25 protein-coding genes, 1 tRNA gene and 2 pseudogenes are annotated in these 25,862 nt (G+C 53.2%); 6 read left to right on the top strand and 22 right to left on the bottom strand.

What is annotated here, in order from left to right; all coding sequences use genetic code 11:
- Positions 1-184: 184 nt before the first annotated feature.
- Positions 185-931 carry a fimbrial biogenesis chaperone gene (locus BOP96_RS18165; protein ID WP_073453549.1) on the bottom strand — a complete coding sequence of 249 codons (747 nt, stop codon included), beginning with the start codon at positions 929-931 and terminating at the stop codon, positions 185-187.
- A gap of 25 nt (positions 932-956) precedes the next feature.
- Positions 957-1,517 carry a fimbrial protein gene (locus tag BOP96_RS18160; RefSeq protein ID WP_073453547.1) on the bottom strand — a complete coding sequence of 187 codons (561 nt, stop codon included), beginning with the start codon at positions 1,515-1,517 and terminating at the stop codon, positions 957-959.
- Positions 1,518-1,833: 316 nt separating this feature from the next.
- Here BOP96_RS18160 and BOP96_RS18155 point away from each other — a divergent pair, with 316 nt between their 5' ends.
- Positions 1,834-2,484 carry a response regulator transcription factor gene (locus tag BOP96_RS18155; protein WP_073453545.1) on the top strand — a complete coding sequence of 217 codons (651 nt, stop codon included), beginning with the start codon at positions 1,834-1,836 and terminating at the stop codon, positions 2,482-2,484.
- Positions 2,485-2,608: 124 nt separating this feature from the next.
- Here the strand turns inward: BOP96_RS18155 and BOP96_RS18150 are convergent, their stop codons facing one another.
- From BOP96_RS18150 to BOP96_RS18140, 3 genes are all read right to left on the bottom strand, one after another.
- Positions 2,609-3,967 (bottom strand): lytic polysaccharide monooxygenase, encoded by a 1,359-nt coding sequence (locus BOP96_RS18150; protein ID WP_073453543.1) that lies wholly within the window; start codon positions 3,965-3,967, stop codon positions 2,609-2,611.
- Between the two features lie 49 nt (positions 3,968-4,016).
- Positions 4,017-5,450, bottom strand: coding sequence for a carbohydrate-binding protein (locus tag BOP96_RS18145; RefSeq protein WP_073453541.1), 1,434 nt, complete (start codon positions 5,448-5,450; stop codon positions 4,017-4,019).
- A gap of 277 nt (positions 5,451-5,727) precedes the next feature.
- Positions 5,728-7,383: a BBE domain-containing protein gene (locus tag BOP96_RS18140; RefSeq protein ID WP_073453539.1), complete on the bottom strand. Its 1,656-nt coding sequence runs from the start codon at positions 7,381-7,383 to the stop codon at positions 5,728-5,730.
- A 600-nt stretch (positions 7,384-7,983) separates the two neighbouring features.
- Between BOP96_RS18140 and BOP96_RS18135 the strand changes: the two are divergent.
- Positions 7,984-8,348, top strand: a pseudogene (locus tag BOP96_RS18135) (helix-turn-helix transcriptional regulator); the annotation flags it as partial.
- Here BOP96_RS18135 and BOP96_RS18130 read toward each other — a convergent pair.
- The 4 genes and pseudogenes from BOP96_RS18130 to BOP96_RS18115 form a co-directional block, all read right to left on the bottom strand.
- Positions 8,345-8,470: pseudogene (locus BOP96_RS18130) on the bottom strand (SDR family oxidoreductase); the annotation flags it as partial. The pseudogenes BOP96_RS18135 and BOP96_RS18130 overlap by 4 nt on opposite strands.
- Before the next feature lie 179 nt (positions 8,471-8,649).
- Positions 8,650-10,434 carry a Gldg family protein gene (locus BOP96_RS18125; protein WP_166405770.1) on the bottom strand — a complete coding sequence of 595 codons (1,785 nt, stop codon included), beginning with the start codon at positions 10,432-10,434 and terminating at the stop codon, positions 8,650-8,652.
- Positions 10,435-10,477: 43 nt separating this feature from the next.
- On the bottom strand, positions 10,478-11,212 hold the full coding sequence (locus BOP96_RS18120; RefSeq protein WP_073453535.1) for an ABC transporter permease subunit: 735 nt from the start codon (positions 11,210-11,212) through the stop codon (positions 10,478-10,480).
- Positions 11,209-12,132, bottom strand: coding sequence for an ABC transporter ATP-binding protein (locus tag BOP96_RS18115; RefSeq protein ID WP_073453533.1), 924 nt, complete (start codon positions 12,130-12,132; stop codon positions 11,209-11,211). The genes BOP96_RS18120 and BOP96_RS18115 overlap by 4 nt, the downstream gene beginning before the upstream one ends.
- Before the next feature lie 242 nt (positions 12,133-12,374).
- Here BOP96_RS18115 and BOP96_RS18110 point away from each other — a divergent pair, with 242 nt between their 5' ends.
- Complete coding sequence (locus BOP96_RS18110; protein ID WP_060767491.1) at positions 12,375-13,130, top strand: hypothetical protein; 756 nt, start codon at positions 12,375-12,377, stop codon at positions 13,128-13,130.
- Positions 13,131-13,748: 618 nt separating this feature from the next.
- A complete protein-coding gene (locus BOP96_RS18105; protein ID WP_256575447.1) occupies positions 13,749-14,180 on the top strand; it encodes a fimbrial protein in 432 nt (143 codons plus the stop codon).
- 54 nt (positions 14,181-14,234) lie between these two features.
- Here BOP96_RS18105 and BOP96_RS18100 read toward each other — a convergent pair whose 3' ends face one another.
- Positions 14,235-15,032, bottom strand: a complete 798-nt coding sequence (locus BOP96_RS18100) for a fimbrial protein (RefSeq protein ID WP_230957557.1) — start codon at positions 15,030-15,032, stop codon at positions 14,235-14,237.
- 425 nt (positions 15,033-15,457) lie between these two features.
- On the opposite strand from BOP96_RS18100, the gene BOP96_RS18095 reads away from it, so the two are divergent.
- Positions 15,458-15,709 (top strand): hypothetical protein, encoded by a 252-nt coding sequence (locus tag BOP96_RS18095; protein ID WP_060767493.1) that lies wholly within the window; start codon positions 15,458-15,460, stop codon positions 15,707-15,709.
- Positions 15,710-15,791: 82 nt separating this feature from the next.
- Here the strand turns inward: BOP96_RS18095 and BOP96_RS18090 are convergent, their stop codons facing one another.
- From BOP96_RS18090 to BOP96_RS18040, 12 genes are all read right to left on the bottom strand, one after another.
- On the bottom strand, positions 15,792-16,700 hold the full coding sequence (locus BOP96_RS18090; protein WP_060767494.1) for an ADP-ribosylglycohydrolase family protein: 909 nt from the start codon (positions 16,698-16,700) through the stop codon (positions 15,792-15,794).
- 195 nt (positions 16,701-16,895) lie between these two features.
- The gene (locus BOP96_RS18085) at positions 16,896-17,624 is read right to left on the bottom strand and encodes a class I SAM-dependent methyltransferase (RefSeq protein WP_073453529.1); all 729 of its coding nucleotides are present in this window, start codon (positions 17,622-17,624) and stop codon (positions 16,896-16,898) included.
- A 395-nt stretch (positions 17,625-18,019) separates the two neighbouring features.
- Positions 18,020-18,703 (bottom strand): hypothetical protein, encoded by a 684-nt coding sequence (locus BOP96_RS18080; RefSeq protein WP_138726229.1) that lies wholly within the window; start codon positions 18,701-18,703, stop codon positions 18,020-18,022.
- Between the two features lie 167 nt (positions 18,704-18,870).
- Complete coding sequence (locus BOP96_RS30920; protein ID WP_371929119.1) at positions 18,871-19,047, bottom strand: hypothetical protein; 177 nt, start codon at positions 19,045-19,047, stop codon at positions 18,871-18,873.
- A 16-nt stretch (positions 19,048-19,063) separates the two neighbouring features.
- A complete protein-coding gene (locus BOP96_RS30570; RefSeq protein ID WP_371929118.1) occupies positions 19,064-19,309 on the bottom strand; it encodes an RES family NAD+ phosphorylase in 246 nt (81 codons plus the stop codon).
- Entirely contained in the window at positions 19,309-19,755 is a 447-nt protein-coding gene (locus BOP96_RS18070; RefSeq protein WP_060767499.1) for an antitoxin Xre/MbcA/ParS toxin-binding domain-containing protein, read from the bottom strand. The genes BOP96_RS30570 and BOP96_RS18070 overlap by 1 nt, the downstream gene beginning before the upstream one ends.
- A gap of 116 nt (positions 19,756-19,871) precedes the next feature.
- Positions 19,872-21,587, bottom strand: coding sequence for a tyrosine-type recombinase/integrase (locus BOP96_RS18065; protein ID WP_060767500.1), 1,716 nt, complete (start codon positions 21,585-21,587; stop codon positions 19,872-19,874).
- A gap of 223 nt (positions 21,588-21,810) precedes the next feature.
- A tRNA-Gly gene (locus BOP96_RS18060) sits at positions 21,811-21,886 on the bottom strand.
- Between the two features lie 60 nt (positions 21,887-21,946).
- Complete coding sequence (gene pgsA / locus BOP96_RS18055) at positions 21,947-22,507, bottom strand: CDP-diacylglycerol--glycerol-3-phosphate 3-phosphatidyltransferase (RefSeq protein ID WP_003190391.1); 561 nt, start codon at positions 22,505-22,507, stop codon at positions 21,947-21,949.
- A 32-nt stretch (positions 22,508-22,539) separates the two neighbouring features.
- Complete coding sequence (gene uvrC, locus BOP96_RS18050) at positions 22,540-24,363, bottom strand: excinuclease ABC subunit UvrC (protein ID WP_073453527.1); 1,824 nt, start codon at positions 24,361-24,363, stop codon at positions 22,540-22,542.
- A gap of 1 nt (position 24,364) precedes the next feature.
- The gene (gene gacA / locus BOP96_RS18045) at positions 24,365-25,006 is read right to left on the bottom strand and encodes a response regulator transcription factor GacA (protein WP_003190387.1); all 642 of its coding nucleotides are present in this window, start codon (positions 25,004-25,006) and stop codon (positions 24,365-24,367) included.
- 151 nt (positions 25,007-25,157) lie between these two features.
- Entirely contained in the window at positions 25,158-25,523 is a 366-nt protein-coding gene (locus BOP96_RS18040; protein ID WP_003190384.1) for a helix-turn-helix domain-containing protein, read from the bottom strand.
- An 82-nt stretch (positions 25,524-25,605) separates the two neighbouring features.
- Here BOP96_RS18040 and BOP96_RS18035 point away from each other — a divergent pair, with 82 nt between their 5' ends.
- On the top strand, positions 25,606-25,845 hold the full coding sequence (locus BOP96_RS18035; protein WP_003190382.1) for a DNA-binding protein: 240 nt from the start codon (positions 25,606-25,608) through the stop codon (positions 25,843-25,845).
- Positions 25,846-25,862 lie beyond the last annotated feature (17 nt).

Below are 25,862 nucleotides of genomic sequence, written 5' to 3'. Positions count from 1 at the left end.
GCCTGACATTGCCCGCCCAACAGGACGGCAATAATTAAAAACAGTGCCCAAGGACGACTTTCATTCGCCCATGGCATAGCCAGACCACCGAATGCTCTCGGTCGAAATCGAACAAGTAAAAACATAGTCAGCCCCATGCCACGGCTGTGCGCCGCAACCGGAAAGAAGCGCGAGGCCTGTGGCGTTATTTGCCTACGGGCTGCTCGAACATCCGCCTTGCGCCATAGTCATTGATGGCTTCGTAACGCACTTTTAGTCGAGCCGCGTGGAGGTCAAGGCGGGTTGAAGTTGTGAGCACCGTCTTGCCGAACGGGGCAACCATTCCGGTTTTGACGGGAAACGCCTGGCCATCGCAGTCAACTTCGATATGGCCGAAGGACACGTAATACGGCGTCGGATTCGCTACTTCGAGGTTAGTCGCACCCGTGCTTTTGGGCGTCGCCACAACCGTCCATTTGAGCTGCTCGGGAGCAACATCTACACCAGATGCAAGCGCGGTCGGGCGGTAAAGCAGCTTGAGTCGTGTCCTGAAGGCAAACTGCAACACCGCATCATCCGATGCCCTACGTGGCGGGGTTTCAAGCACATTGAGCCAGAACAGCGATTCGCGGTCGGCGACAGCAATGGATTGGGTTCGACTGATCCTTAATACCGAGCCACTACTGGGGTCAACCCTGCTGACCGCAGGCGCGACAACAAAGGGAACCTGAACATCCTCAGGGGCCATTTCTGCATGCCCATCATCCACCCAGCTTTGCACCAGTACCGGCTCACTACTGGAATTCTCCAACCTGACCGTCACGTCATCCATATTGGCAGGGAAAATCACTCGGGTACCTTGCACCACAATGGCTGCCTGGGACGCCTGCATAAACAGCCCAAGGAACACAGCGCCGATGGCGAGAGAAAACGTACGCGCTATCGGCGCCATGAACCACCTCCTGCATCGTCAGCGGTTATTGATAGGCCAGCGTGTAGCGCACGAACGAAATGCCAGAACCCGGAGTGACAGCAGGCGCGGTCGATACGTAAGACGCTTTGTAGGACAAGGTCGCAGTATTGCCTTTGACCACTGCCACCTGAGGCGTTGTTTCCTTTTGGCCCAGCTGGATTTTCTTGCCAGTGGCCGTATCGTTGAATACTTGAATCTGCACGCCTGTTGCCGGTGCACTGCCAATCAGCTTGAGATTACCGGTGACCGAATCGATGTTCTCAACTTGATCGAAATCGATCGAAACCTTGGCGTCGTTTGTGCATTGCGCACCCGATAATTGCAGCTTGAACGGCACAAACGGTGAGGCGTTGCCAATCGCGGCAAATGTTCCTGGTGCGATCCGACCAAGCTCCACATTGGTCACGTTACCCTCGCCTGGCGCCTGGCCGTTAATGTCACAGGTCACATCTGTGATGCTGCCTGAAAAGTTCACAACCCCATCCGCAGCGTAGGAAAGAGAAGGCGCAACTAATGCACAAAGAAAACCGGATGCAACCAGACCTTTCAATGAAACACTTTTCATATCATATCCTTATTAATTTAAGTTCGCGATCACGCAACTAGCAGGTGCAACCCACAAGGGTGAAACCACCTCGCCACATGCCTACCGACATCAATATCGGCAAGCCAGAACAAAGATACAGTACGCACATGCGATTTTTTTATAGATTATTCGCACAAGGACTAAGGAAGTTTCGCTTTGACGAAAATTTTTCACCAGCATTTCTAAAACCGTATTTAACTTAGTGGTGCCTTCATCGCATAAGGCCTGCATTATTTGCGATGGGCTTGGCCCTGTGTAAGCAGCAGGTAACGTTACCCGGAAAGGGATTTTACGGATGAGCACCATTGTAATAGCCGATAACCATGCCTTGATGCGTTATTCGATCAAGAGGCTACTGGAACAAAACGGCCACACCGTCGTCGCCGAAACAGAGAATGGGCAGGAAACCCTACACATGGTAAATATGCTTGAGCCACACCTACTAATTATGGAACTAGACCTGCCAGAAATACACGGATTGGACGTCATTTCGGTACTGACCCTGGGTAAATGCTCAAGTAAAATACTCGCATTCACTGCCTATGACGCCGAGAATTATTTAATTCGTTGCTTAAAAGCTGGCGCCTCCGGATTCATCTCCAAAACTGCCGAACTGAGTGAAATACAACTTGCTATAAGAGCACTACTAAGAGGCAATAATTACTTCCCCAACGTCACGTTAAAAATGGCAAAATCCCTCAAGCGTACGTACTTGTCTCGTGAACAGAAGCCGATAAAATTGACCAGACGCGAAACAGATATATTAAAGCTTTTAGCCAACGGCCATAATAACCAAGAGATCGCCAAGCTGCTAATGATCAGCCATAAAACTGCGAGCGCTTACAAACTCCGATTGCTATATAAATTCAATACCTCACATCTGCTTGGCATGATTGACGCTGCGCGTCGAGAAGGGCATATAACCGAAGGAAACGCGGCCTTATGACTACGGACGCGCCCGGTACGCCTTGCTAACTAAGGGGCCTATGCATGTGTCGACTAGACTCTTGATCAATAATGGTATTTCAAGCCGGAACCTACGAAGGTTCCGGCTTATACACTTTATTTGACTAAACCAGCAACCAAAGAACATTTACTGTCTCTGCAGGCGTCCAGCCCGCGTTAGAGATATGTGCCTGGAAACACGCGTACTTAACCCCCTGATAGATGACTTTATCGCCCACCCTGTAGGACTCACCTAGCTTCCACTCCGGTGTCTCGCCCCCTTCACCGATAGAGGTAGTGACACTTAGCACGTTGCTAGGCACCGACAGCTGCCCATGAGTATCTTCGGCGGCCACAAAAAAACGGTACATTGTTGCGGGAGTCAGGCCGCTGTCGGTATAGCTGGTTTGTGAAGCGGGGATCGTCGTAACCTGCTTCCCATCGCGGTAAAAATTATAATGCTTCAGCGGATAGCCGCCTGTCGATGCTCCCCACATCAATGACACCGTATTTGAGGTGGTATTCATAGAGTGCAGGTTGACCGGTGCCGTTGGAGGGGCCGTACCACCACCTTCAGCTTGAGTTCTAACCTGAATCGCCATACTTGGAAGTGACTGGTTGCCTCTATCATCAATAGCGGTCACAAAATAACTATAGCTGGTCCCCGGTAATACGCTGTTATCAGTCCAGCTCAGCAACGGAACATAGACATCTACCGTCGTGGAGCCATCACGGGTAATACGGTACAACGCGACAGTAGAAGAGCTGATTGAAGCGTTCCAGGTTAACTGAACCTGTTTATCGGTGATGCTACTGGCTTTTAGGCAGGTTGGCGTGGTTGGCCGCCCACCGCCGCCCTCCCGTCCTACAAAATCAAGATCTACTACCTGATAGAATGCTGCGGCGGTATCCGCAACCTCCCAAACCGCCAGCAACACATGGTATCCCTCACGGATTGGCAGTGGCATTTGATGAACGGTGGGTGAAGGCGGCTTCATCGCATTACCATGAGACCAGTAAGGTTTCAGATTAATCTGGACGGTGTAAAAAGGCTCCGCCTCGAACTGATCACGGGACAGTACCTGGCTCGGGTCCCAAGCCTCTTTAGTGATGAAGTAGTTCCAGCGGCGGGTTACATGGTTAGCTGTAAAGTGCCATGAAATATCCAGCACCTCGCCTCCCCGCACCTCATGTTTTTGCCAGTGGCTACCGGGCTGATCGAGAAACAGGCCGGTCGCCTGACTGGCACTGGCAATTTTTCCGTCCGGCGGCGGCGGCGAATTGGCCACATCTTCAGGGGCATACACGTCCAGCAATCCTCCAGCAACGGCGGGGAAAAACTTGCCCGACTCACGCTGGTTGAGTGCCCCCTCATCCAAGTCACCTGCCTGCCAAGCAAAGTAGGCACGAGAGGCGGGAGAAAAAATATGACCGTGACGTGGAGTTATGTTTTGACTGATAGGGTTCGTGATGTGCTTTGCCATGATGAATCTCCATTTCGTTATTTTTCAGCCATGTAATTTGAGGATTAAGTTATGCGCGCTGCCAAAGGGACATGGCCTTGTCTGGCGCCCACCAAGAAGTCGAGGTGTGTACCATCAGGCAAATGTAGGTAACTCCCCTATACGTGACGAGGTCATCGTCCTTGTATAAAGAGCCTGCTACCCATTCCGGCGCGGTTCCACCTGCTGACAAGGTACGCACGGTTAATGTTTTACTCAGGCCTGAGTTGTTACCGTGGCGATCTTTCGCACTCACCTGATAGTGATAGTCGGTATCAGGCCGTAACCCGCTGTCGCTAAAGGGGGGTGTAGTCGTCACGCCGATTGACATACCATTCCTATACACTTGGTAGCTTTGGATCGGATGAGTACCTGAAGCAAGTTGCCAGCCAAGCAATATTGAAGACGATGTTTGGGAGATAGAGTTTAAACCGGTCGGTACCGACGGCCCTTCTGGCACCGGGGTCTCTCCACCAGTAAGATAACCATAGCGATTGAGAAACTCCCAATTATAGGGCTTGCCGTGTTTGTCTCTGCCATTATCCCAGTTAACTGACCATGTCATTAGACCCCGAACAGGGTTGCCGGCTTTTTCCAGATCGGACAAGGCATCAATAACACTTCGCGGGTTTACGACATACCCTGTGGCCGCAGCATCATTATTGGAAGGTAAACCTATTACCAGTCGATCAGCCGCAATTGTGGTAAATCCGCGTGTGCCGTGGATCAAACTATCAGTCAGATAGTAAAGAAACTCTTTTTTGTGAGCATCGCTGTTCTGAGTAACCCACAAATTAAGTTCATCCACCCAAATACCATCACCGCCCTGATTGTAATACTGCGGCGCGATAAAGTCATAAAGGTCGTCCAGTGCCTTAATATAATCAAGGTAGATTCCGTCAGTGCGCAAATGAGGGAACTCGGGGGCCATACTGATTATAAAATACCTTCCCTCTTTTTTGTAATACTCGCGCACCCTTCGTAGTGCAGCCGGTATTACCGTTCGGTTATCCGCATGCGTAATCGCCAATTGTTCAAGATCGATATCCAGGCCGTCAAAACCGTAGGTCTCTACCAATCGAATTATCTCGTAGGCCAGCGCTTCCTCCTGCCCGGCATAAAGCTCGATATGGGCGTCAGCTCCCCCCAAGGAGATCAGTACAGCACGCCCTTGTGCGTTCAATACTCCAACCTGCTGGCGAAACTCCAGGTCACTGTAGGCATAGGGTTTAAAGGTGGGAATACCGCTGCCTTTCATAAACGCAACGGCAATCACGTTATAGTTTTCCGGGATATCTGTTAGGGCCATCTCAGCAAACAAGCCCTGCTGATAACCCTGCCCGCCCTCAGACTTCCAGTTATGCCAAAAACCCATCAGGATATTTTTAGCAGAAATATCAGGCATTACTGAAGCGGCATCAAGAGCACGGCCTTCATATTGATTAACAACTGTTTGTTTCAGCATGACTTCTTACTCCCTTAATAGCGTAGGTGCAGACATCTAAACTGAATTGCCGCAAATCGCGCTAACGAAGGTATCGTTGCTCACCCGCATAGTGCGAATCAATCAAGCTTTATCACACACGACGTGATCTACTTCAAACAGAAGTAGACTTCGACAAGCCTGCTTGTGTTAGCCAGCATACTCAGTGTCGATCAGGGGACATAGGCTGCATTGAGTTCAGCCGTATAGCTTGTTCAAGCAGCCATTGATAAAACCAAAAGGATTTACTAGTGCATTCCTAAGGATGCACTAGTGGTATAGACAGCTCACTGCGAAAAATATTTTTTGGATCAAACCTAATCTTGGTTCTGATGAGCATCTGCCGTTTATCACCATAATAAAGCTCCAGCCATCGCGTATCGACTATCTCATGGCTATCGTCTGTATATTTCATATCAATATCTGGGTAGTTTATATAACACCCTTGATATCGTTGATTATCTTGAAAAGGTTTGCCGCCTTGCTGCTCGAAAAAAGCCTTGTAAAACCCTCGACACCATTCAACGCAGTGACGCTCGTGCCTCGGGTCACTCCAGTAAACCTGAAGCTGTGACTTCAGAATCGAGCGCCTCTGATAAATGGAAGTTGGGTGCGCCTGTTCATTATTAGCATTGATACAGCCGCCATAGGAGTCAATTTGTAACAACGCCTGATTAAGCAGAGCATCGTCTGCTTGATTAAAGTATTGCCATATAGCATTAATTTCAAAATCAGCAAAATCACCAACCTGATAAAACGATTTATACTTACCAGATTGATTATTACCCGAACCATTCAACATCTGGGCCAGATGCAGCCAGTCCATCAACCTGGCATCCTGCAAGACATTCCTTAGCTTGGGCTCGCTTGAGTGATGTTTTCTTATCGGGCCAAATAAAGCATCTTGCGTGGTGACAAATGCATTCCTGCCGGCAGCTTGATTCATGTGGGTGACAAAATCTATCAGGGGATCGGCTTGCCGCTCACCATCGACTCGGCCATCCATTCCAGTATAGTGAACCAACAAGTTGATATCGCCGGTTGAGCGGTGTTGCAACTTAAGCAATGCAAACAGGCCGCCATTAGCTTTGGACAGGTCATCGCTATTCCAATACTCATCATTTTTATTGAACCAGCGCCAGTACTCATTTAGAAAATGACCAAGCTTATCTTTGTTATCAAATGCACTCCATGGCCATGCTAACGAGAGCAGATAAGCTTGCTGCGGTGCCTGCGGCAGTTCTTTGAAGTAGTAGTTAATAATAATTCCAAAGTTTCCGCCTCCCGCTCCACGGCAGGCTATAAATAGGTCACGCTCTCCATCCGCCTCGTCACTACCTTCGTGAACATGTCTGACTTCAAGTGAGTCTCCGGTTTTGCTCGGCACTAAAATATCCACGCCGCTTAACCAGTCCACTGTCAGCCCATGCAAACGCGATAGTAAACCGTAACCGCCCCCGCTGATATGCCCTCCTGCACCTACCGAATAGCACGAACCACCCGGAATTGTACGATTAGCTGTTTTATAAAGCGCTGCGAAGCCATCCCAGTTCTGATTTCCAGATGATATGCGAACCTTATATTTTACGCTTTTATCATAGTGAGACCGCAAACGCCGTTGTTCATTAAACTCAATGCCTGCCATCAAACCAAGATCGATAATAGCCAGCTTCTGACTTTTTTGAGACGCTAACTTATTCGCCACAAATCCTTCGTAGCAATGGCCACCGCTACGCACTGTAATCCGGTAATTTTTCTTCAGCGCATCGTTAGCCGCCGCCCATACCGAGTCCGGACTATTACAGACATAGATAAAGTCGGCGCCCTGCCCATTACCGGGCCAGCGTAAGTTAAAGCCTTTTTTTAGCGTCTCATAACGACGATCATTACGATCAATAAGGATATATTTTGACATACCCCCTCCCTGAAAGACTTAAGAGCATTAAATATTGGTTCGCACTCAAAGCTAACGACACGCCTTGCCACTCCACCAAAGCGAAACTCCAGCAGCCATTCAACTCTTTCTCAGACAACAAAAAAGTCATTCCCGCAACTTAAAATGATTTAATCAGCAATATGTAACACCCGTCTCCATGTCGCATCATGTTTACTAAACTGCTCCATGTAAAAAATATCATAGCCCCTACTTTTCTAATGTCCAGTCGAAAAACTTTCCAGAACAATGCCTTTTTTGTAAATCACTGGAACGCGCTTGGGGGGCAACTTACTTTAATTAGAGATAGTTCTTACATAAAAGGAAATTTCTTTCCTATCGTACCGCTGCGCTTTTTAAGGACGACGCGCATCGACGCTTCATAAATATTCTTATTTATCAATCTTATTGGATACTCAAGAGCACTCGCATCGATCGTTTCTCGCATCCCATGGGCACGTATCACGCCCTCGCCACCCCGTATCGACGGATATGCATCCGGAAATTTAAAAGTGTGAACAACATCACACAATGACGGTATTTTCAGCCAACACAGCTGCAGCTTATCGTCAGCCTTGCCCCCTGGAAAGCACTGGCATCGGGTGTTTTACGGCCTGGCCGAGCGTAACCTCAGTGTTGCCTCGAGCGCGATTTACGCCGAACCAGCCCACCGCTGGAGCGTCCAGGAACAGGCGCAACGGGCAACCATGACGCGCTCGGCCTTCGCATTGCGCTTCAAACAGGTGGTCGACGCAGCACCTATGGAGTATCTGACGTACTGGCGCATGTTACTGGCCAGTGATCGGCTGAAGAATTCCGATAAATCGGTGCTCAACATGGCGTTCTCATTGGGATATGAGTCCGAAAGCGCATTCAGCATCGCATTCAAGCGTGTTATGTCTCAATCGCCTCGCCACTATGTGCGCGAGCACGCCCTCAAGGTTTAGTGCAGGCCGCCGCCGATAATCAGCGTTTCCCCGGCGATCCAGCTTGCATCCGACGACGTCAGAAATGCGACCGCGGTTGCAATATCTTCGGGCTGGCCGATACGCCCCTGCGGTGTAATGGCTTCTTTTTTGGCGGCAGTTTATTCAGGAACACTTTAAATATGCCTGAGGTGACGGCACGTCATTGTAGGTTCACCGACCTCTATTCAATCTGACCTTCCCATCAGATATAACCATCCAAAAAGCAAGTTAGTTTCTACAGTGCGCATCGAAGGAGTACGGCGCAAGCGTCCTGACCACCCTAGGCCTGCGTGCGCCGACGCCATAGAAAAGCACCAAAAACGACCAGGGAAAGCAATGACGGAATTAGAACGATATTGATCAACTTAAGCCTTGTCCCGAGCCCCTCAACCTGTAAATCCAGTTGACGCGCTAAGAGGCGCATCGACTTTTCGATAACAGCTTTCTCAGCAGAAAATTGATCGAAGGAGGATTGCTGCTCAACGGTCAGTTGCTTATTCAGTTCACGCCCCGCAGCCAATTCGGCCAAGCCCTTTTCGGTCATGTCCAACCTGCCTTGCAGCTCAACTCTCATATCGCGCAAGCGTGCGCGCGCTTGTTGCTGTGCGTGTTCCACCACGGTGAAGGTGCGGCTGTAATGACCGCGCGAGCGCAAGCTGATCAACGCATCCGACCCCGACAGGCTGTCCAGCGCGTTAAGCACCAACACCGCATTGTCAGCCCATGGCACTGTGACCAGTTGATCACCTTGGCGCTGCACATCGGCCCACAGGTTGTTGCTCAGTACATCTGTGTCCGCCACAACCACGACGTTGATATTCTGCGCCTCGGTCAATGCTCCGGGTGAGTCCATGAAAGCCGAGCGCGCCAGGCCTTGCAGGCGTACCGCGATCAGGTAACGCTCGCCTGTAGCCTTGAGGCTCCGGGCAAGCGTATCGGGGTTTTCCAGATGATCCAGGCTCGCCGTCTTGTAGGGCATGGCCTGCTCCGAACTGTGCAACAGCGGTGTCAGAGTAGTTGTTGCACCCGGCAAGGCGCTCAAGATACCGGCGGTGGTCAGGTTAAGGCTGCCAATACCAGCAGTAATCACATCCTGTTCATTCATCGCAGAGGGTGACAACCCCAGGGCAGTCGGTTGCCAGACCGGCTCTGCGCCTTGGGCCATTGCCACAAACTGACCGTAGCGGCCGTCGCCCAACACGCGATCAGGTAGAAGCTTGATGCCCCACGCTTTGAACAAAGGCGCGAGGTCAGAAGACTTGTCTTTGCTGGGTATCCCAAAATAGTAATCGCCACGATCCTGCTCGCTATAGGGGTCGACGAACACCAGCAAACGCCCGCCACGCAGCACAAACTGATCAATAGCGCGCAGTGTCGTCACAGGTAAACGTTTGGGATGCACGAGCATCAAGACATTGAGTGCACTGTCGATGGTGTCGACATCGGACGCCAGTTCGCGTACTTCAAACGCATTGTCGATCTCCTGCATGATCCGCCAAGGCTGTCGCGTTCGCCCCGACTGCACATCGAAGCCACCTGCCAACGGCAACGAAGACATCAGGCCGATCACTTGCCGCGCGGGCCGAGTCAACGTCTGCAATGTACGGCTGATGTCGTATTCAAGGAACGTTTGTTGTTCTAGCGCAAAGAAACCGATGCTGGCGTGGTGCGCCTGTGCGTCGACGATGGCCAAGCCAAAGTAAACCGCCGCACCCGCCTTGCCGATGGGGGCCTGTTGCAGGCCAAGCTCGACTGCGCGGGCTTCGTCTGTTGAAAACGGCGCAGGGTCAATAATGTGCACCCGTAGTCGGCCATTTGACACACGCTCGTATTCACGCAGCAATGCTTTGATGCGCACCGCGTAACCGCGCATGACCGTAAGGTCCCTGGCGGCCTGGCTGGAAAAGTAAAAGTACAGGTCGGTGGGTTCCACCACGGCTTGAATGATCTGGCGCGACCCTGGGCTCAGGGTGTAAAGCTGCTGCTCGGTAAAGTCCAACCGCATCGACGCCAAACGTGGCGCCAACTCGAAGTTGACCGCCACGAACCCAGCGATAATAAACATTAGGCGCAAACAGGTGCGCGTCACCGATTTGAATGACATGGCGTCACACTGCCTTTTTCAATTCAACCGCAATCACGGTGACGGCGAGCCAGCCAATGATCTGGCTGAAAAAATACAGCACGTCCTGTGGGTCGACTACGCCTCGGCATAGTCCTTCGAAATGCGTGAGAAAACTCAACGAAGCCACCCCATCGAGCCACGACAAACTTGACCAATCACGCAAGACATCCAATACCACCGGGAAGCCACAGGCCATGAATGCCAGACATAACGCCATTGCAGTAAGGAAGGCAATCAGTGGGTTCTTGGTCAGTGCCGACAGGCACCCGCCAATAGCCAGGCAACTGCCAGCCAGTAGCCAACTGGCCAGGTAACCACAAAGGATGACGCCGTTGTCTGGCGCCCCCAGGTAGTTGACTGTAATCACCAGTGGAAACGTCAACGCCAGCGCCAACCCGCTGACCACCCAGGCGGCGAGGAACTTGGCTACCACCGCCTCAGCCGTACCCACTGCCAGGCACATCAACAACTCGATGGATCCGCTCTGCCGCTCGATGGACCACATGCGCATGGCAAGGGCCGGCAGCAGCAACGCATATAGCCACGGCAGATAGTCGAAGAACGGTGCCAGGTCGGCCTGGTTACGCTGGTAGAAGTCGCCCAGGTAAAACGTGCTGATACCGCTGAGCAGCAGTAGCAAGAGGGTAAACACATACGCGACGGGAGTGACGAAATAACTGCACAGTTCGCGCTTGAACACCGGCCAGAACGTCCTCATGGTTGTTGCTCCCGCGTCAGCAGCCGGAAGACTTCCCCCAGCGAGCCCCGCTCGACTTCCTGGCGTGGTACATCCCAACCGCGACTCAGAATCAGCGAATTGATAGCCGGTAGTATCACCGTTCCAGTGCGCGCCAGCACCCGCACGCTGTAGGGTTCAGGCCCCACCTCTATGCCTGCAACGCCTGGCAGCATGCCAAGGGTCATGACATCCAGAGGCCGCGTGGCGTACAACGTCACCGCCTGGTGATAGCGCGAACGACCTTCCAGTTCCAGCGGCGTGCTGTCGACCAACAGCCGACCTTTATCCATGACCAGCACACGACTGCACAATGCGGTGACCTCTTCAAGGATGTGGGTAGAAATGATGACGATTTTGTCGCGAGCCAACTCCTTGAGTTGCTCGCGCACGCGGTACTTCTGATTCGGATCCAGACCATCGGTGGGCTCATCGAGAATCAGTATCTTGGGATCATGCAGAATCGCTTGCGCCAACCCGACGCGGCGCTGGAAACCCTTGGACAGGGTATCGATGGTCTGGCCACGTACTTCCATCAGCTCGAATTGCTCAAGTATGGCCGTGACCCGCAACGTCTTTTCGCGTCCACGCAAGCCGCGCACTTGAGCAATAAAGCCCAAAAAACTCGCGACGGACATTTCGTTATAGCAAGCCGCTGTTTCGGGGACGTAGCCGATCAGACGTTGAGCGTGGCGCGTCTGACGGCGTATATCAAAACCGAAAAGGTTGGCGGTGCCTGAGGTGGGCGACATGAACCCGGTGAGCATACGCAGGGTGGTGGACTTTCCCGCGCCGTTGGGGCCGAGCATCCCCAGTACCTCACCCGAGGCGGCCTTGAAAGACACATCGTCTACTGCCAGGGCTTTGCCGAAACGTTTGGTCAAATGCGTTATATCGATCATGGTTGCCTAGTTACCTGCTCAGACGCGGCGAAGCGTCTGAGAGTGCACGCTTCGTTTCGCGACGCACCTTATCGATAGGGTACTGATCCTGAAACCTCATAAGCGGTGAATCCGATTGTTCCTTGGCGCGAATCGAACCGTCTATTGGCGAGTAGGATTTATCTGACAACGCTATTGGATCCAGCTGGCTATTCTGCCCACCTCACCGCCACCCCCTTCAGCCTCACGGAGCCGGATTACTCATGTTATTGCGAACGCTTGAAATACCCGATGCCCATGGTCAATTGCTCAACGCCGTGGTCCTGTGCGGTTTCACCGCGACCAGTCTCAACCAGCAGTTCCTGGTTTATAGCCTTAATGAAAAATCGGGCGATGAGTTGGTCAAGATTTACCTGACGAACATTGAGGGGGAGGGCCAAAAACTGCATATGTGTGATGTGCCGGCCGAGATCCTTACGACGGCCGTTCAAGTGCTCAGGCATATTTTCCGCGACGCCTGTGCGCCTGACCCAATACAAACCGACGATACCTATGCACTGATGGACCTGACCGATACCGACATTCAGTGCAGCGCTGTAAGTACTCATTACAACTTGAAGATCAGTGACGCGTGGCTAACAAGTCTGCTGAGATACGAACCCCAGAAAAAAGCAAGCAGCTTTTCTTTGCAGTCAGATACCAATGTTGGTTCCACGGCAATTGCAGCCCCAGCAACCGATGAACTTCTGGTGACACCGGCCGAACAGACCACGTCAGAAAGAATTGAGGCTAACCTCAAATCACTAATCGCCAGTATCACCCACCACAAGCAAATACTATTGAGTCAATATGTGTTGCTGGATGAGCGTCAACGACAACTGGACCAATTCGATCAGACATTAAAGCATCGGGAAGCAGCATTAAAGCTTAGCGAGCAAGAAGCACTAACCAATACTCAATTAATACAGGAGGCCGAAAAGATGCTTAACGAAATAATGAAAGCCGAGATCACCCCCTAACTTGAGGTTTTACATCGAGCACCGAACGCTACGCACTCTGTCGTTTTTTGAAAATTCCTCATCATCGCCACCTGTAGATCAACTAATGAAAGCCAGACATTTAACAGTAATCCTATACGCAGCCCCTGCATTTTTTCTGCCTTTCGGGGATTGCTTCAGCAGACTGTACGTATTCCAACGGACCAAGTGCCGATACATTCTCAACCAGCATGCCACGCTTACTTATTATTCCTCGAGACACACCAATAGGCTCAACCGTTTTTGAATCAGCGGTGTTTACTCATAGCTCATCCAATACTGGAATCAGCTGCTCTGGCGCCAACACATGGGGCGCAATAAATAATTTGGGAACTACACCCGCTGACTCTACCTTTCACGTCATAAACAACTCAGGACTGTCATTCCAGCTACTCTATAAAGGCCTCCCAATCAAGGAGGCGAGCCAAATTCCACTTCCTGCTAAAAATTACGACATGAGCAACACTACCCTTCAACTAAAAATTATAAAAACAGGCGACACCATAAGCGGCGCGATCATCCCAGCCGGCGAAATTTCGGGCATAAAGTTAGGCAGTCTTAAAGTTTCATCAATAAAACTGTCGAACAGCGTGACCCTGACTGCCCCCCGCTTGTCAAACGGCGAATATCAATGCCTCCATGGGGCAACACCGTCTGAGTGACTTCCCCAAAGATGGCGCACCGTCAAATAAAGCCATCCCGTTCAACATAAAAGTTTATAATTGCCCAGCCGGGATAAACAAAGTCATGTACTCGCTCGTACCAACGTCCTCTTCAGCTTCGTTAAACGACAACCAAGGCATCATCAAGCTAAACCCTGGTTCGACAGCAATGGGAGTTGGTCTGCAAATCACTGACGACAGTATGGTCCCGGTCCTCCTAAATACGTCCTTGCCGCTCAAGGACTACTCAAGCGCTGGTGGAAATTTCACAGTCGCCCTCAACGCACGCTATTTCAAAATAGCCGGTGGCTCAGGCATCACCCCGGGTGCAGCAAATACCGAAATGACGTTTGTCATGAGCTACCTGTAGTCGCCAGCGCTCACCACTTCGTCCAACCAATGTCGTTATAAATGCCGCCCTCCCTCAAGGAAACGTAAACGTGAACTCCGCCGCCCCATAAGCGGCGCCTGCCCTCAACGCCTCCTCACTGCTCAACCGAATATAGTGCACACTTAAAGGTATTTTCGCGCCCTCACCTGCCCGCTTCATTACATACCCTGCTCCGTCATATCGAATGACCTGCCGGGTCAGTTCGTTATTCATGACAATCCCGAAACCTTGCGCGCTGGCTGCTGTCGGCTCAAGTGTTAGAACAGTGGGGTTTGCAGACGGTCCATACTTGTCATTAAACGTAATCACCGGCTTGGCATTGGCCGCGCATTGGCTCAACTCGATGGCGAAGTGCACAGGCATTGAAGTCGCACCCACCTGCGGAAAATCGTTCAGGCTCAAGCGCCCCAATTGCACAGGTTTGGTCTTATAGGTTTGCACGTTGCAGGTATTGGGAATTTCAATCGGCCCACCGCCGTCCCCCATATTGATGATCGCCGGCCCCATTAGCAGGTAGGGCACGCGACAGACTCCACTGGGTCTGTTATCCATCGGTATATCCACGCTGCTGCCAAAACCCACTTGGCCTTTTAGTAAGTCGATGGCATAGAGCGTGAGTTGAGAGCTCCCGGCGACGCGCTCGACGATCAGTTTCCCGGCAGGCAACTGGCTGGGTTCGACCGTCAGGATCAACTGTTGCACATAGTTGGTAGTCAGTGTCGAACCACACGCCTGGGCAGCGGCTGAATCATACTGCACTGGCTCCTTCTCAACTGCGACGGGCAAAGGCGTTTGCAGCAAGGTCCGGTTTTGTCCGTCCGAGGAACGCACGTTAATTTTCAGGCCAATACCGTCAATGTTTGTGGGAGCGATGCCCTCCGATAAAGGCGTCCCTGGCCCCCAATGGCCCGTAGAAACCAGCTCATGTCCGTATCTGCAGCTCGTCATCACAAACAAGCAGTAGGAAATTACACACAACGATTGCCGAACAATCCGTCAACACGCAGTGCCGCTTCTGGATTGACCGGTCAACCTATCACTTTCACATTTGCAGGTGTGCCTGGCTGATTTGCTCAGCCACATAACCAGCAGCCCGGATCTTCAGGTTGCGCTGCGGTTTACCGCAGAGATCCCGCCCATGATCGCCGCACTTCCGGTGGCGCGATCAATCGATCTTGATCGATGGAAGCCGTTTATCTCCCAACCCCCTACGGGCCTTCCCGTACGGGGTCGGCCTTTGTTACTTTGGAGGTCATATGAAACTCGAAATTGCTCTGTACCAGGCGTTAATGGCAATTAACGTCCCCGAGCAAAAAATCAACGCGGTAATCGAAGCGATGGAGTCAGACTTGAATACGTATCTCGCTACCAAGGTTGATATCGCAAACCTGCACAATCAACTGCAGTCGGAAATTTCACAGCTAGAGGTCAAGTTGACCATTCGCATGGGCGTCATGCTTTCTGCAGCCGTCGGCGTCATGATGGCCTTCATGAAACTCATGCAGTAACGACTTCAAGCGTTGTCTTCTCTGCGGGGGTCACCAGCCATCAAAGGATGGTAATTCCCCGCGTCACCTCGACTTTCCAGAATCAGCCGTTAGCCATCTGCATCAATGCATCTGCAGTGATTTGAATATACTCACGCATCCATACCCTGCCCAACCAATCACCCGGAATACCTTGCACGCCATAATACGCACCGGCTACCTGCCCAACGATTGCCGCCGTAGTGTCCGCATCATCCCCCAGATTCGCAGCCATCAGCACGGCCTCGGCAAAGCTATCTATCTGATGGAAACACCACAGAGCTGCTTCCAATGAAGCAACTGCATAACCTGAGCCTACAATGTCAGCGCGTACCTTTTCCCGATAAGTCCCTTGAGCAATCGCTACCACTTTTGGCTCGATCAAATCGGAGCTGTCCACCTGCAGCACCTGAGCTTTCGCCTCTCCACGTAATGCATTGGCGATCACCTTCGAAAGTACCAAACAGCACTCTACCGCCTCTTGAGCGGCGTGTGTCGTACGGGAGCTAGCGACAGAAAAGTTATGAATTCGATTGGTATCAGGGAAGTAGAACAGCACGACCGGGGCCAGACGCATGATAGAGCCATTGCCGGCCGAGTAACGGTCCGTCGAGCCCGCGTAGGGATCACCTTTACTTTGAAAGTCAGCCAATGCCTGGCGCACCGTCAGACCTATATCGAAGCACACCCCGGTAGAACTCAAATATCCCGATGTCCACCAGTTCAGATAGCGCTCCATCTGATCGACAGCGTCAAAGCAGCCCTTTTTCAATAGGCTTTCCGCCAAGCACAGCGCCATGGACGTGTCATCGGTCCACTTGCCAGGCTGAAGATTGAAAGGACCGCCACCTATCATGTCCATGACAGGAAGAAACGAGCCACGCGGCATAAACTCAACAGAGGTCCCAACGGCATCACCACAGGCCAGGCCTAGCAGGCAGCCCCGAAAACGATCCAACGCAGAGATAGGCATTTGTGATCAGCTCATAGACATCCTAGGTCGCAGCACTATTCCAGCTCTGCCCTACTTGGTATATAGGAAGCGACTGACTGTGGCAGTGAGAATGGGCCCGAGCCATAGCTCATCAGCACAAACAATAATTGCTATGAGGAATAGTGTGATGTTCCGGGCCTAGAACATGTGTCTCGATAAAGCATGGTCATGGTCTTATCGTTGCGCAGAAACCAATACCATCATGGGGCGCTCCGTTTCTTCGGCTAGCGCCGGGTTTGTTTCGATCTGATCCGATGCTGGTCCCCATTCATTGACATGCCGAATAGTAAAACCAGCAGCCATCAGCGCGTTCAGTGTGGTGCCCAAGGTCCGGTGGTACTTGACCACCCCGTCAGCCAGCCAGTTGCTGACGCGCTTACCTTCGTTTTGATAATTGTTGACAGCCCATGACCGTTGACCTTGATCATCAATGAGCCAGCCCTGACGGGCCGGACAGGTGTAGATCGGGTGTTCAGTCGTAAAGACAAACCATCCGCCAAGTTGCAACGCCTGATAGATGGCGGCCAATAACGGAGCGAGGTCAGGAAGGTAATGCAGAGTCAATTGGCTGTACACCAGGTCGAACGCTTGGCTCGGCAGTGTGAGCTGTTCGAGGTCGCGGCGTTGGTAGCTTATGCCGTTGTCATTGGTGAGTTCCCGTGCCCGGGTCAGCATTTTTTCAGACAAGTCCACGCCAAGCACCTCGGCGGCTCCTGCTGCTCGCGCACTGCGGCAAAACCAACCGTATCCACAGCCTAGATCGATGATCCGCTTTCCAGAAAGATCCGGAAGCATAGTCTGGATAGAGGCCCACTCCGGGGCAGCTTCTAAACCGAACTGAGAACGTGGTAGTTGAGCATAACCGTCGAAAAAGGCCTGATTGTCGTAGATATTTTGAGACATATTGAACTCCGAAAGTAATTGAGATCACCTCAAGCAACGGTGTCAGGAAGGCGTGTTGCCCGCTTACGTTTTTTGAATAAATAGACAAATAATTTGGAAACGACATCAGCGATGCCAGATTGAAGATACCGTAACGGCGAAAATGACCTACTAAAAAAACTGGGGCAACTGTCATATTGGATGAGCGCCAGTTACCTGCAGCCTTTTGTCCATTGGACAACAGGCCACAGGTGACCGTGTGGTGTCGGGTTATAACACGTCATCCTAGCCCTGCATTTTATGCCTGCGCGGGCTGCATGAGCCACAGCGAATATTCAACTGTCCCTCGACGTTCAACAGCCCGACTCACGTATTAATCGAGCTCTTATTGAACACGGAGTGGATGATGGATCTACTCAGTAACCCAATTTATTCAGGTCTTCGCGAAAGCATTTGGTTGCCAACTGCCGCGATACCCGAACGAAAAGAATGGGGACTATGACCAGCAACCCAACAAACACAGCAGGGACTTTCGGGCGTAGCCATGTCGCGCTAGCATCCAAGAAATCGTAAGCGCCTGGAATCATTTTTTCTATCATTTGATAGGGTGCTGGAAAGGACCACTGGAACTGCATCGCCGTAGCCGCGGCAATAATTGCAAGCACAATGGCGAGAAGGGTCAGTTCCAATACCAGCACAAGAATGACCTTGGCACGCTGCCACGCTTTGCGCCCGGGGTCATTGATGGGCACGATCTGCACATCCTTGATACGTAAGACATCACCTTCACGAACGGTATCGCTCTGTTTCCACACTACATCACCGAATTCCTTGGAGCGGTATTGGCCGAGAAATCGCTTGTAAAAGGATAACGTCCAACAGGTGTGAGGCGAAAATTTGGTGAGCGCTGCATCGGTAAACAAAAGAGCGCTACGAGGCGTGAGAGCTTTGGTAATACCGACCTTTAGCGGATTGTTCACCCCAATGGCATACAATCGCCCCTGGGTTTTAACCTTGAAATGCCCATTGGGGATATCAAACGCATCAGCCTCAGCTGTTGAATAGTGGATTAATGCTCGCGGGGTTTTAGGTGTGCTCATCTGTCTGCCAATCGTAGATTCACGGGACGCAGTGCTCGTAACGAACAACTGCGACATGGCGAATTAATCGGCCAAGCAACACAAAACTTTATCCAGCGAAGCAACCAGCTAAGACTTAGTCGGCCTAACAGAAAGGTAAACCAGCCCCCCGCATTAACACGGTTCCTCTAACGCAGATAACGCTTATCGAACCAGAATGGCTCGATATGCTCAACAAGGTGTGTCTGCGCCTGTGGGTGGCCCGCATTGATCAAGTAATTGGTCGCATGTGGAATCAACGCAGACGGCACCGGCACCGGCAACAGCAGCTCCCCTCTTCCGTCCAACCAACGATTGCCAACCATCTGCGAAGTCGGCTCGTTAGCCTGCCAAGCAACGGGTAACCCCCATCGACGCCCCTGGCGCAACGTCGATGCGGATCAACTGCAATGTAGAAGGAATATTCGCCAGGCTCAGGCGCATATGCGCCAGCACCTCCACCATTGCCAACGCAGGATGTTCAGCGGCGTAGATGACCGAACGTGCCAAGGTGTGCCAGCGACCGTCAGTATGATGACCACCCAAACCGCTCAATCCTGGGAAAGCTGAAATACGCCACAACTGCATCAGAAGATGCCGTGCGCAGTGCGTCGGATGTGGGATTCTATCAAGCGTGCGCCAGAGTCCATCACCGACAACTGCATGGGCGAAATTGCAGGTTGGTCGGGCAAGTAATCAGCCGGAGTGTTCAACCATAACAACGCTGCAGCTTCGTCGCCACCGAACAACTCGACTGCCTCGGCGTACACCCGCGTCAAGCGCACCACTCGCTCGGATTCGGCTTCGCTGAAGCGTGTATTGCTGCTCAGTCGGCGCCGGATGGTGCTCTCTGGCGCTACCAGTGAGGACGATAACTTCAGCTTACTGGCGACACGTTTGTAGCTGTGGGTGGAAATACCATTGACTACGATACGAACGGCATCAGACTCTGAGGTGAGCTTGATATCCAGCAGGCGCGCCATTCGCCCGAAGACGGTGTCCGCAGAGGTTTTGGGTTGCAATACGGCACTCATGAAAACCCCTCCATTTGATCGAATTTATACGCCAAATGGCGGTTATCGTACAGGGGCAAACCCAGGTAGCGCTCCCAGCAGGACGAGCGGTTTGACGCTGCCCGAATCAATGCTAGTCACGACGCTGAGAGGCTCCAAAAGGCGTCCCAAGGCCCCTTAGCTGTCGCCAGAACCGTTTGCGCTTGTGCCAGCCTCACAGCATCCAACTGCCAATCCGGCACTCTCAACCCCCGGTTCCCCAACCCTATCGCCAACAACCGCCCCGCCTTGATCTCCCGACTGACCTGCTCCCGCGACTTACCCGCCAATCGCGCAAACTCTGGCACCGTCAAGTTCGTCGGCGCCTCATATGCCGCCAGCATCGCCAGACGCTCACGCTGAATATTCGAAACCACAGATTCAGCTTCCTTCACCGCCCCCTCCTCCACCGCAACCAGGCCCGCAGCAGCAACCGTGGCATCAGAGGACGCCACGACCTCTTTCGGTACAGCAGCTATGTCATAGACCAACGAAGCGCTAGCCGCACCTACCGCCTCCGGCAGTGAAGCCGTCCCCTCTAGCCGAATCGTCAGCGGTGAACTCGCTGCCTCATGCTTACTCTGTGCCCACAGATCCAACCGATTCGCCCAATCCTGCATCATAGTGCGGCGCTGCTCGATATATCTGGCGTGGTTATAGGTTGCACTGACCTGGTCTGGATCCGCATGGGAAAGCTGCGCATCAATCCAGTTTTTGGGGTAACCAATTTCATGCAGCGCTGTAGAAATGGTGGCGCGCATACCATGCCCTGTTAGCTGGTCAGCGTAGCCCATTCGGTGCAGGGCATTGTTCAAGGTGTTTTCGCTGATTCGCAGTTTTAAGTTGCTGCGATGCGAGAACAGAAACTTCTGTGCGGGCACGACCTGGTCAAGTAGATAGCGGACGATTTCAAGCGCCTGCACGGAGAGCGGGACGACGTAGGGCGGGATATCCCCGGCTGGGGTATTTCGCTTACGCATCTTTAGCTGGAGCTGCTTGACGACTTCCGGTGGAATGACCCACAGCTGTTTCTCCATGTCGAATTGGTCAGGGGTGGCGTAACGCAGTTCGCCTGTGCGAACACCGGTCAGCAGTAGCAGGCGCAAGCCCAGCTTGGTTTGAAGGTGGCCACCGTATTGCCGAATCGCCTTTAGCAGCTCAGGCAGTTGCTCCATCAGTAGATAAGGGTTGTTCGTCACCGGGGGTTTGGGCTGCGCGACAACGTCCAGGTCCGAGGCAGGATTGAGTTCCATACCTTCTACTTTCACCAGGGCATAACGAAAAAGTTGGTTGAACCAAGTGCGGCATTTTTCAGCCATGGTGAAAGCTCGGCGCTGCTCGATGGCACTAAGGATGGCCAGTAGATCGTGCCGAGTGATGCTTTTGATGGGGCGCTCAGCGAGGGTCGGCAAGATGTCTTTTTTGAAGACCCTGATAATTTGCGAGAGCGTGGTTTGGCGTCCTTCTTTCAAGCTCAGGCGACGGAAGTCGATCCAGTCGTTGTAGACCGCTTGAAAAGTGTACTTCTCTTTGGTCTCAACTTCACGGCGCTGCTGCTTACGGTGCTCGCAGGGGTTGATGTTTTGGGCCAGCAGCTTGCGCGCTTCATCACGACGTTCACGCGCCTGTTTCAGGCTGACTGCTGGGTAGCTGCCAAGGGACATGCTGGATTGCCGGCCAGCCCAGTAAAAACGGAACAACCATCGTTTTTTGCCAGCAGCCGTCACCATCAGGGACAGGCCGTCGAAATCACCGATGGTGTAGTTTTTATCGGCAGGTCGGGCGTGCCGAATTGCGATATCTGAGAGAGGCATGGCGAGCTCCTGTTAGAGAGTCAGCACCCGATGCTCATCTTATGACCTGGGAGAATCCAGCAACAATGCGAATTCGAGTCTGTCCGTTAGACAGTACTTAAAACGATACTTAAACGTACCGGATTACCCTGGATTCCAGTGGCTTTCCGCAGCAACGAAAAAAGACGCCGAAGCGTCTATTTCATGGGTCCCAGCGCCCAGTGGACAGCTGTGGATCAAATTTTGGAGCGGGAAACGAGACTCGAACTCGCGACCCCGACCTTGGCAAGGTCGTGCTCTACCAACTGAGCTATTCCCGCTTGGTGATGCGCATTCTATAGAATCCTCAGCACCCGTCAACCCCTTGATTCAAAAAAGTTTTATTTCTTTTCAACGGTGGTTCGCAGATGGGGCCAGGCCGCACGCAGATATTGCAGCATGGACCACAGGGTCAGGCCGGCCGCGACCAGCAGCAAGGCGTAGCCCGTGAGGACCCAGAACGAGAAGTCCGACGGGTTGGCCAGCAGGATCACCAGCGCGAGCATTTGCGCGGCGGTTTTCCATTTGCCCATGTTGGAGACGGCCACGTGGGCGCGGGCGCCGATTTCGGCCATCCATTCGCGCAGGGCCGAGACGACGATCTCGCGGCCGATGATGACGGCGGCCGGCAGGGTCAGCCACAGGTTGCCGTGTTCCTGTACCAGCAGGACCAGGGCGACGGCCACCATGAGTTTGTCGGCCACGGGGTCGAGGAACGCGCCGAAGGGCGTGCTCTGTTCCAGGCGGCGGGCCAGGTAGCCGTCGAGCCAGTCGGTGGCGGCTGCGAAGGCAAATACCGAACTGGACGCGACGTAGCTCCATTCATACGGCAAATAGAACAACAAAATGAAAATCGGGATAAGCAGGACGCGTAGTACGGTGATCAGATTAGGGATATTCATCGGCACAACTGGCTACGAGGTGAGAAGGCATTCTATTCGCTGTGCAGATTGGCATAAATCAATTCAGCGAGCTTTTTACTGATACCGGGTGCTTTGGCTATCTCGTCAATGCTGGCACGGGAGAGCTCCTGCAAGCCACCAAAATGTTTAAGCAAGTCGCGACGCCGCGTCGGGCCAACCCCTGCCACCCCTTCCAGGGTTGAAGTTCGCCGGGTTTTGCCACGGCGGGCGCGGTGGCCGGTAATGGCGAAACGGTGGGCTTCGTCGCGGATTTGTTGAATCAGATGCAGTGCGGGTGAGTCGCCCTTCAACGTGAACTCATGGGCGGCATCATTCAAGTACAACGTCTCGAAACCGGCCTTGCGCGTGGTGCCCTTGGCCACACCGAGCAGGATCAGGTCGGGCACCGCCAGTTCGTTGAGCACGTCACGGGCCATGGATAACTGGCCCTTGCCGCCGTCTACCAGCAGGATATCGGGGAGCTTGCCCTCCCCGTCCTTCAACTTGCTGAATCGCCGCGTGAGCGCCTGGTGCATGGCGGCATAGTCATCGCCGGCGGTAACGCCTTCGATGTTGTAGCGCCGGTAGTCGGCCTTGATCGGCCCTTCCGGCCCGAATACCACGCAGGAGGCCACCGTGGCCTCACCGCTGGAGTGGCTGATGTCGTAGCACTCCAGGCGCTGGGGCGGCTCGTCCAGGTTGAGGACCTCGGCCAGGGCGTCGAAGCGTGCAGCGACGTGCTGTCGGTTCGCCAGCCGCGCGCCCAGGGCCTGTTCGGCGTTAGTCACGGCCAGCTGCTGCCAGCGAGCACGGGTGCCGCGTACGCGGTGGCTGATGTCCAGCTCGCGGCCGCGCAGCTCGTGGATGGCCTCGATCAAGGTGGGGAAGTCTTCGTGCACCACGTTGACGATCAGTTCAGACGGCAGGTCGCGCTCAGGGCTGCTGACGTAGTATTGGCCAAGGAATGCGGCCATGACCTCCGCCACGTCTTCGTCGATACCGGTCTGCGGGAAGAAGTTCTTGCTGCCTAATACCCGCCCGCCTCGTACGCTGATCAGGTGCACACAGGCGCCGCCCGGGTTGACGAACGCGGCGATCACGTCAACGTCACCGGTGCCGCCTTCCATGCTTTGCTGGTCCTGGACACGGCGCAGCAGGGAGATCTGGTCGCGCAGTTCGGCGGCCTTTTCGAAATCCAGGGTGCTGGCGGCCTGCTCCATGGCCCCGGACAACTCATCGGTGAGTGCGTTGCTGCGCCCTTCGAGGAACATCACCGAATGGCGCACATCCTCGGCGTACTCCGAAGGTTCCACCAGCCCCACGCAGGGCGCCTTGCAGCGCTTGATCTGGTATTGCAGGCACGGCCGGGTGCGGTTCTTGTAGAAGCTGTCTTCGCACTGACGCACAAAAAAGGTTTTTTGCAGCAGGCTCAGGCTTTCACGAATCGCACCGGCGCTGGGGTAAGGCCCGAAGTACTTGCCCTTTTGCTTCTTTGCCCCGCGGTGAATGCTCAGGCGCGGAAAGTTGCCGTCGGATAAAAACACGTAAGGGTAGGATTTATCATCACGCAACAGGATGTTGTAAGGCGGCCGCCATTCCTTGATCAGCGTCTGCTCAAGCAGCAGCGCCTCGGTTTCATTGGCGGTGATGGTGGTTTCGACCTGGGCGATACGCGCCACCAGGGCGGCGGTTTTCGGCGCAAGGCCGGTCTTGCGAAAGTAGCTCGCCAGACGGTTCTTCAGGTTGTTGGCTTTGCCCACGTAAAGCAGGCGCGCCTCGCTGTCGAACATGCGGTACACGCCGGGGCGGCCACTGCAGGTGGAGAGAAAGGCACTCGGATCAAACGGTGTGGTCATGTCAGGCGCTGGCGTCCACCATGCCGTGGCGCACTGCGAGCAGGGTCAATTCAACATCACTGCTGATGGCAAGCTTCTCGAAGATACGATAACGGTAGGTATTGACGGTCTTGGGCGACAGGCACAGCTTGTCAGAGATGGTCTGCACCTTCTGGCAACCGACGATCATCAGGGCGATCTGGATTTCCCGCTCCGACAGCGCATCAAATGGCGAATCGCTGGTGGGCTGGAACGACTTGATCGCCAATTGCTGGGCAATCTGCGGGCTGATGTAACGCTGGCCGGCAAATACCAGGCGAATGGCTTGCACCATCTCGGCCAGGCCTGCGCCCTTGGTGAGGTAGCCGGCGGCACCGGCTTGCAGCAAACGGGTGGGAAACGGGTCTTCCTCGCACACCGTGACCACCACGACCTTGATGTCCGGATGGCTGCGCAATAACTTGGTCGTGGCACCAAGACCGCCAATCCCAGGCATCTTGACGTCCATCAGTACCACATCGGGCTTCAACTCCCGGGCCTTGATCAGGGATTCCTCCCCCGACTCCGCCTGGCCGACTACTTGCAGGCCGTCGATGTCAGCCAGCATTCGTGTAATGCCTGTACGAACGAGATCATGGTCATCGACTACTAGCACCCTAATCAAGCAGACACCTCGCGATATGGTCTTATAGGTTGCTGAACACCTTAGCAAAAAACCAAGGCGCAGACCTAGTTGCAAGTGTCATATATATAGAGATTAAACGTGCTGCGGCTGTTCGCCGGCTGGCGAACAGCCCTGTTTCCTGGGCTAAAGGTCAGGATTCCTGGGGGGGCGACTTGGCTTTTCCGTTCACCACGGATGAATGCTCAGCCAAGGTACTGGTCAAGCGACGGATTGCGTCCTGGTCTTCCTTGAACATCGCTCGGTAATTGCCCAGCACTTTCTCTTCGATCTTGCTCAGGTTATCCAGCTGGATCGGCGTTGGGCTGCCGGTCAACACGTACAGGATATCCACACCTTTTTCGGCGACGCGAGACAAATAGTCGGCCTTGGGTGCACGACCACCGCTTTCATATTTGCCTTGGGCGTTCGCTTCAACGCCTCCAATTTCTCCAAAAACTTTCTGCGACAGGCCAAGTCGCTCTCTTTCTTGCCTTAAGCGCGAACCGATTCCACTCATTTGGATGTATGATCCTAAATTGGCACACCCCAAGAGGTGTCACACCATCACTTCGTTAAACAAACTTGAACGGTTTTGAACTATGCCCGGAATCCGTACTGCTGCACAAGCCAAGGCCTGGCTGGAACATCAAGGAAAGTCAGTTCAAGCGTTCGCCCGGGAACATGGCGTAGACCCGGCAACCACGTATCAAGTGCTCTCCGGGCGCAAAAAGGGACGGCGTGGAGAAGCCCATAAAGTGGCGGTACTTCTGGGCATGAAAGAGGGCGTTATCGTGGATGAGCCAAGAGCTCAATCCCACGACGAACAAAGCACTAACTGACAGCAGTATGCGCTTAT

Origin of the sequence: Pseudomonas sp. FSL W5-0203 (assembly GCF_001896155.1) — a bacterium.
GTDB classification, from domain to species: Bacteria; Pseudomonadota; Gammaproteobacteria; order Pseudomonadales; family Pseudomonadaceae; genus Aquipseudomonas; species Aquipseudomonas paracarnis.
Note: the sequence above shows the minus strand (reverse complement) of the source record. Positions and strands in the feature narration are given on the sequence as shown.

Coding starts and splice junctions, on each gene's coding strand:
- BOP96_RS18165 (WP_073453549.1), bottom strand. CDS start 931: ATGGCGCCGATAGCGCGTACGTTTTCTCTCGCCATCGGCGCTGTGTTC.
- BOP96_RS18125 (WP_166405770.1), bottom strand. CDS start 10,434: ATGTTTATTATCGCTGGGTTCGTGGCGGTCAACTTCGAGTTGGCGCCA.
- BOP96_RS18095 (WP_060767493.1), top strand. CDS start 15,458: ATGAAACTCGAAATTGCTCTGTACCAGGCGTTAATGGCAATTAACGTC.
- BOP96_RS18145 (WP_073453541.1), bottom strand. CDS start 5,450: ATGCTGAAACAAACAGTTGTTAATCAATATGAAGGCCGTGCTCTTGAT.
- pgsA (WP_003190391.1), bottom strand. CDS start 22,507: ATGAATATCCCTAATCTGATCACCGTACTACGCGTCCTGCTTATCCCG.
- BOP96_RS18035 (WP_003190382.1), top strand. CDS start 25,606: ATGCCCGGAATCCGTACTGCTGCACAAGCCAAGGCCTGGCTGGAACAT.
- BOP96_RS18065 (WP_060767500.1), bottom strand. CDS start 21,587: ATGCCTCTCTCAGATATCGCAATTCGGCACGCCCGACCTGCCGATAAA.
- BOP96_RS18110 (WP_060767491.1), top strand. CDS start 12,375: ATGTTATTGCGAACGCTTGAAATACCCGATGCCCATGGTCAATTGCTC.
- BOP96_RS18085 (WP_073453529.1), bottom strand. CDS start 17,624: ATGTCTCAAAATATCTACGACAATCAGGCCTTTTTCGACGGTTATGCT.
- BOP96_RS18090 (WP_060767494.1), bottom strand. CDS start 16,700: ATGCCTATCTCTGCGTTGGATCGTTTTCGGGGCTGCCTGCTAGGCCTG.
- BOP96_RS18140 (WP_073453539.1), bottom strand. CDS start 7,383: ATGTCAAAATATATCCTTATTGATCGTAATGATCGTCGTTATGAGACG.
- BOP96_RS18040 (WP_003190384.1), bottom strand. CDS start 25,523: ATGAGTGGAATCGGTTCGCGCTTAAGGCAAGAAAGAGAGCGACTTGGC.
- BOP96_RS30920 (WP_371929119.1), bottom strand. CDS start 19,047: ATGGTTGGCAATCGTTGGTTGGACGGAAGAGGGGAGCTGCTGTTGCCG.
- BOP96_RS18080 (WP_138726229.1), bottom strand. CDS start 18,703: ATGAGCACACCTAAAACCCCGCGAGCATTAATCCACTATTCAACAGCT.
- BOP96_RS18120 (WP_073453535.1), bottom strand. CDS start 11,212: ATGAGGACGTTCTGGCCGGTGTTCAAGCGCGAACTGTGCAGTTATTTC.
- BOP96_RS18155 (WP_073453545.1), top strand. CDS start 1,834: ATGAGCACCATTGTAATAGCCGATAACCATGCCTTGATGCGTTATTCG.
- BOP96_RS18160 (WP_073453547.1), bottom strand. CDS start 1,517: ATGAAAAGTGTTTCATTGAAAGGTCTGGTTGCATCCGGTTTTCTTTGT.
- BOP96_RS18115 (WP_073453533.1), bottom strand. CDS start 12,132: ATGATCGATATAACGCATTTGACCAAACGTTTCGGCAAAGCCCTGGCA.
- BOP96_RS18150 (WP_073453543.1), bottom strand. CDS start 3,967: ATGGCAAAGCACATCACGAACCCTATCAGTCAAAACATAACTCCACGT.
- BOP96_RS30570 (WP_371929118.1), bottom strand. CDS start 19,309: ATGCAGTTGTGGCGTATTTCAGCTTTCCCAGGATTGAGCGGTTTGGGT.
- BOP96_RS18070 (WP_060767499.1), bottom strand. CDS start 19,755: ATGAGTGCCGTATTGCAACCCAAAACCTCTGCGGACACCGTCTTCGGG.
- uvrC (WP_073453527.1), bottom strand. CDS start 24,363: ATGACCACACCGTTTGATCCGAGTGCCTTTCTCTCCACCTGCAGTGGC.